The sequence below is a fragment of the bacterium genome (assembly GCA_035529855.1).
GTDB lineage: Bacteria > RBG-13-66-14 > B26-G2 > WVWN01 > WVWN01 > WVWN01.
Genome location: DATKVX010000114.1, coordinates 1 through 6125, shown reverse-complemented (window position 1 = coordinate 6125; position 6125 = coordinate 1). Strand labels below are relative to the sequence as shown.

6 protein-coding genes are annotated in these 6125 nt (G+C 60.0%); all 6 read right to left on the bottom strand.

Going from position 1 to position 6125, the window contains the following annotated elements; genetic code table 11:
• Window positions 1–30 precede the first annotated feature (30 nt).
• A complete protein-coding gene (locus VMX79_11530) occupies window positions 31–1590 on the bottom strand; it encodes a hypothetical protein (protein ID HUV87729.1) in 1560 nt (519 codons plus the stop codon).
• 122 nt (window positions 1591–1712) lie between these two features.
• Window positions 1713–2384: a hypothetical protein gene (locus VMX79_11525; GenBank protein ID HUV87728.1), complete on the bottom strand. Its 672-nt coding sequence runs from the start codon at window positions 2382–2384 to the stop codon at window positions 1713–1715.
• 286 nt (window positions 2385–2670) lie between these two features.
• Window positions 2671–3402, bottom strand: coding sequence for a hypothetical protein (locus VMX79_11520; protein ID HUV87727.1), 732 nt, complete (start codon window positions 3400–3402; stop codon window positions 2671–2673).
• Between the two features lie 237 nt (window positions 3403–3639).
• On the bottom strand, window positions 3640–4533 hold the full coding sequence (locus VMX79_11515) for a hypothetical protein (GenBank protein ID HUV87726.1): 894 nt from the start codon (window positions 4531–4533) through the stop codon (window positions 3640–3642).
• 146 nt (window positions 4534–4679) lie between these two features.
• Entirely contained in the window at window positions 4680–5513 is an 834-nt protein-coding gene (locus VMX79_11510; protein ID HUV87725.1) for a hypothetical protein, read from the bottom strand.
• Between the two features lie 201 nt (window positions 5514–5714).
• On the bottom strand, window positions 5715–6125 hold a 411-nt coding region (locus VMX79_11505), incomplete at its 5' end, for a hypothetical protein (protein HUV87724.1).

The following is a 6125-nucleotide window of genomic DNA, read 5'->3' as shown; positions in this document are numbered from 1 at the left end:
GGTATAGGGCGGCGGGTATGAACCCCGCCGTTACAATTGGCCGTAGAGCTCGCCGAGGCGGCGCTCGATGGCGGCCTCGTCGTAGCCCATCGCCTTCAGCACTTCCACCACTTCCGGGTTCTCGCGCGCCAAAGGCGACGGTTCCGCGGGTCGGCCGTGCTCCTGGGGCTCGCCTCCGGTGGGCGCGGCGTCGAAGCGGACCTCCAGAGCCGCCGCGGCCTCCATCGCGAGGTCCTTATCCTTCAGGTATAGCTCGAGCCACTTGCTTTGATGGGCCGGCTTGGCGCGGCCCGCGCGGACCAGCGCCGCGGCGAAGCGGCTCGCCTCGGCCTCGAAGGCCATGCGGTCGTGGGCGGCGCGCTCGAGCTTCTCCAGCCGGAGCCTGTCGCGCTCCGATTTGACGGCTTCGAACTCGGTCGCGAGCCGCTCGTGCCGACCGCGCAGCGCCTCGAAGCGGGCGCTCAGGCCGTCGAGGCGGGTCTCCATCCGGGCGACGTCTTTCGCCGGCGGGGCCTCGCCGCGGAAGCCGAGCTTGCCGAGGAACCTAGCGAGCCGCCGCGACTTAGCGCCTTCGGCCTCGACCGCGGCCTTGTCTTCCTCGGGCGGCTTCTCGCCCTCGGCCCCGGCCTCCTCCAGCAGCGCCTCCAGCTCCTCGCGGACGCGCTCGCGGTCCTCCTCCGGAATCGGTTCGCCGGTGGACATCTTCTCGGTATCCAGCGCCGCAAGCGCTTCCTCCACGTGCGGGAGCGAGACGTTGCCTTCCGCGTCGCGGACCGGGAAGTGGCGCAGCTCGCGCGGGACCGTCTTGCCCTCCTCGTCGGCCTCGCCGCCCGGCTCTATGTAGGCGAACGACTCGTCGGGCAGGGCGTCGATATACTCTGCGTCCCACTCTGCCTCGGCCTCTCCAGCCTCCGGCTCCGGCTCCTCGGCGACGGCGTCGCCGGCGGAGAAGTAGAAGCCGCCGTCGCGGCGCGCTTCCATCAGCGCCTGGAAGCCGTCCTGCTCGCGGACGTGGGGGTCGAGGGTCAGGGCGACGTGGCGGATGACCTCGTCGTAGCGGCGGCCGCAGGCCGTGAGCACCGGCCCCACGCCGACGGATACGTCCTGGATGGTGCCGTCCACGATTTTCGCCGCGGTGTCCCCGTCGGTGATGTTGAAGACGCCGTAGAGCTTGCCGTCGGCTATTTCGAAGGCCTCCACCCAGCCGGCGTTGTCGGCGGGATGGTAGGAGTGGTGGTACGGGACCCAGGTCTTGACGCCGGCGGCCCGGGTATCGTTCACCCAGTCCCGCAGGCGCTCGAGCGTGACGTCGACCGTCTTGCCCGGGTCGTCGGGGAGGACGTAGCGGCCCACGCGGATTATCTCCTTGCGGAAGCGCGCCTCGGCCTTGAGCGTCCACTCGCCTTCGGCCTCCTCGAATTTCTCTTTGGCCTTCTCCCAGGCAACGTCGGCGCACTCCTTCTGCGCGGCCTCGTCGGTCTTGCCCTTGTCGGCCAGGCAGGCGAAGTAGGACTCGCGCAAGAGCTCGTTGAGCTCCGCGGGGGCGTCCGGGCCGGCCTCGGGCGGTTGGAGCTTTTTCTCGTCGGGCATATTGAACCCCTCCAATTTTAAATTATGGAAAGCTTGCCGGCCGCGCGAGGCGCCGGTGGTAAACGGTGGGATGGTTTAGTGGGGATTAAGGAATGTGCGAAACTTACTGGGGGGGAAAGCTTTTACTTATCTTCGGGGGCGACGGGGCGGAAGGACTGAATGCGGTGGCGGCCTTGGTCTAAAACGTAAACCGTACCGCTACGACTAACGGCGATGGGGCCGGAACCGCGTAAGTGAATATTTAAACCGCTGACCGAACCTAATAATGAACCCGTGCGGGAGAAATACATCAAGGGATTATAGCCGTTGTTGGCTACAAACACGGTACCGTCCGGACCAACGGCGACGCCGTACGGACAGAGATAATCGGGGTCGTCAACGTCGTCCTCACGCCATTGGGTTAAGAAAGAACCTTCGGCGCTGAATCGTTGGATACGGTAGTTGCCGGCGTCCGCGACGTAGACGGTGCCGTCCGGTGCCGCGGCTACGCCGAAAGGTTCCTCGAACTCGCCCTTACCTTTGCCGCGGGTTCCCCATTCACCGAGGAAAGACCCGGCGGGGGAAAAATACTGAATGCGACGGCTCATACCATCTAAAACGTAAACCATCCCGCGGCCGTCGACGGCTACCGAAATGGGGCAGATGAACTCGCCGTCGCCGGAACCCCGGAGCCCCCACTTCCCCAACGGAACACCTACCGGCGTATAATACCGGACTTCGGTCCTATTACAATGGACGGCGTAAACCGTACCGTCGGGCGCAACCGCGACGTCGGTAGGGCCGGTATATGCCATACATTCGGATTTCTCACCGCTGCCCCACTCTCCTAAAAACGAACCTGTTGGGGTGAAATACCGGATTCGATCCCTATGCGGCTCGGCGACGTAAACGCGGCCGTCCGGTGCTACGGCGATTGCCCGGGGCGGAGGGCATTCGCCCTTACCTACCGGCTCGACCTCCCAACCGCCGGCGTAGACGTATTTCACCGCGGGGGGTTTTTCTTTCCCGCAAGCCGCGAAAAGCAAAGTCAAAAAGAATAGAAAACCTAACCCGAGAAATCGGATCCCTTTCATGGCCACCCTAACCTTCAATATTTGATTCCAGGCCGTGGGCCTCATATAAATACTGTATAGCAGGCCGGTAATCTTCGCAGACATAGTAAGGCCCGTGCTTTATTCGTACGTTAAAGAATTCCTCTTGCCGCTGCTCCCAAATTTCGGAGAAATTACACGCGCAAATGTGCAACGCGCCGCCAGCCAGATACGGCTTACAAATCTCGACGACTTCCTCGGCTGAAATCCCGCTGAGGAAATACGATTCGCCGAAATGGCCGGGAACGTCCCCGGAAGTAGGGCGAGGCGTCGTGCTTATTACGAAAGTAGGTTCCCAAATACCGTGCGCGATAATAAATAAGTCGTCTATTCGCGGGTAGCGACTTAAACCGTCCTTCAACGATTGAGGATCGGCGGCCCAAAATTGGAAATCCGTAACCCACCTTTTTTCTTGCACTAAATATAAATCTATCGCACGTACATTACGCGGTATATCCGAAGTAGCACCGCCGGGTAGATCGCTCGCCCACGCTACGACGGATATCGTATCCGCGAAGGGAGGTCTTTTCTCCTCGCGCTTTTTAACACGTTTCGCCGCGCTACGCGCGATTACCGCCGCGAACGTCGAGTTCAACTTCGCTACGTTATGATTCCGTGACGGGTTATAACGCTGCTCAAGCTCCCGCTCGATTTCCCTGCGGAGTTCATCCTCCAAGCTATCTAACGTAGCCCTTACCTTAACCGTAATACTCTGTCCCATTTCGCCCCCCTTTTATTATAGCGGGTTATCGGTTCACCGACAAGGTGCCGCGGTTGGGGATAGGGTCAACCGGGCCGGCCTCGGGCGGTTGGAGCTTCTTCTCGTCGGGCATATTGAACCCCTCCAATTTAGATTATGGAAAGCTTGCCGGCCGCGCGAGGCGCCGGTGGTAAACGCTGTTATGGTTTAGTGGGGATTACGGGAAATGGGAAACTTACGGTGAGGAAAGGTTGTTACTTAATCTTCGTCTAAGACGGGGCGGAAGTACTGGATGCGGTTTTGGAGACCGTCGGCAACGTATACGGTGCCGTCGGGGCCAACCGCGAGCGACATACCGCCGGCGAATTTACCTTTACCGTGTCCTGACGAACCCCACATATTAAGAAAAGAACCGGTAGTTGAAAAACGTTTAACCTTCCCGTCCGTGCCGTCGGCCACGAATATGGTGTCGTCAGGGCCCACGGCGATGGCCTGTAGCCATTCGTTAACGCTCTCGCCGGGGACATGGGTATTCCACCCGCCCAGGTACGATCCGTAATATGTATAACGTTCAACCTTGCCCGGGATCGGGCCGATTACGTATCCGATACCCCGAGCGTCGAATTCCAAGCGCAACGGCGGTACTAACCGCGACTCGTAAGAACGGTCCAGGTATTTTTTGCCCAGGAAAGTCCCGTTGGAAGTGAAACATTGAATTCGCCAATTCCCGGCTTCGGCTACGTAGATATTACCGTAAGAACCTACCGCTACGTCGACGGGACGTTCGAACTCGCCGGGCGCCGAACCCTTAGAACCCCATTGTCCTAAAAACGAACCTGAACGAGTGAAATATTGTACCCTATTATTCCCCGCGTCAGCCACGTAAACGTTACCATCCGGGGCTGCCGCGACGGCGCAATTAACGCGCCAATCGCCCCCAGGTGGAATAGTAATCCTGTGCGGGTGGAAGAACTGACCATCGCCGATCCCACCCGAACCCCATTTCCCTATAAACGACCCGTTGCTCGTAAAGTATTGTACGAAATTCGCGTAATCGGTTACGTATATCGTACCGTCTTCGGCGACCGCGATATCTTCCGGCGTTTCGAATTGCGCCGATCCTAAATCGCGAGAGCCCCATGAACCGGTCAAGATATAATCGACCGGATACTTTTCTCCGTTTTTAGCGGTCGTACCGGCGCCGAAAACGGTAGAACTTAACCCGCAAACCGCGAGAAATATACGGGCGCGAAAGGCAAACCTCATATCGTCACTTAACCTTTCGGCGAACCACGAAGTTAGAGCCTATCCCTAGCTAAATCCCATATCGCCGCTAATTCGGTCGTCGCCCTCTCCTCTTTGAGCCGCCAGTGCGCCTCGTCGTCGTCGCCGAAAGGCCTATACAAACCGCACTCCTCGGCTAAAGGTTCCACAACGTCGTAGAATTCATGTTTGGATATAGCGGGTTCCCACTTGAGCCGCCACTTCTTCGTGGGTATGTCGATTGAATAACCGATCCAATGGCCCCACTTATCTCTCGTGGCGTCCCTTAGGCCATATTCGTCATAGTGTTCGCCCGTAACGGTCGTCCCCAAAACGCGATAACCGGAATCAACGACTATCTTAGGCCACGTCCAGATACCGCCCTCTTTAGGCCACATCCCAGCCGAGAGACAGTAATTCGAAACCTTCTCCCACCACGCGCGCAACGGCCCGGTCAATTCCGGCCGCGTTAGCTTTTCCATCTCCGTAGTATAACTCCGGAATTCACAACAATCCGTCGGTATCGGGAAGAGGGCAGCTTCTATTTCCGCCACGATAGCCTTGACGTGTTCCCAAGAATCGGCGGGCCCGCAAGCACCCAAATCTACGGTTAGTTGGCCTTTCACCCGTTCCGGTAAAATATCAAGGTCCACGAACCGCGAGCCTATCCCGGTTCCGCCGCGTCTTTGGAGAGCGCGGCGCGCGGCCCTCTTCGCAACTGCCTTCGCCACCCCGCCGTGTAACTGCGATAGAAAGGAGCTTCGGCCGGGATTACAATGTAACGTGAGCGCTTGCTCTAGTTCCCGCGCCAGCTCTTCTTCGAGGCGATCCGCCGTCGCGCTGACCTTGACGGTTACCGTCTGCCCCATATCGGTCTCCTTGGGATTATAACTTGTCGCGCCTTATCTGACAAGGGAACGGCGGCGGCGGGGCCGGCCTCGGGCGGTTTGAGCTTCTTCTCGTCGGGCATATTGAACCCCTCCAATTTTGAATTATGGAAAGCTTGCCGGCCGCGCGAGGCGCCGGTGGTAAACGGTGGGATGGTTTAATGGGGATTGAGACGGGTGGGACTAACCCTCGAGTTGCGACAACCTGGCCTCGCCGGCTCGCGCGCGGTACGCGGTCTGGATGTCGGCGTCGACGCCCGGGGCCACAGTAACCTCGACGTTCACGGTGGGGGAGCCGACGCTCACGTTCGGCGTGCCGAAGTCGCCCGGGCCGAAGCCGTAGCCGGGCCGGCCGCCGGATAACAACCGCCGCATCCGCTCCTGCGTTACGACGAACTCCGGCCCGTGCTCACCCACCATCGCGAGCGTGGGGCGCGTTACGAGGCCTTCGCTTTGGAACATGCCGCCTATCAGGCCGCTCAACAGCGGCCCGACGCCGGGGATGAAGCTCAGCGCCGACTCCATGACGCCGCTGAGGACCGACGTCGCCGCGTCCGTCGCGAGCTGCGTGCCCATATTTTCCAGCGCGCCCTT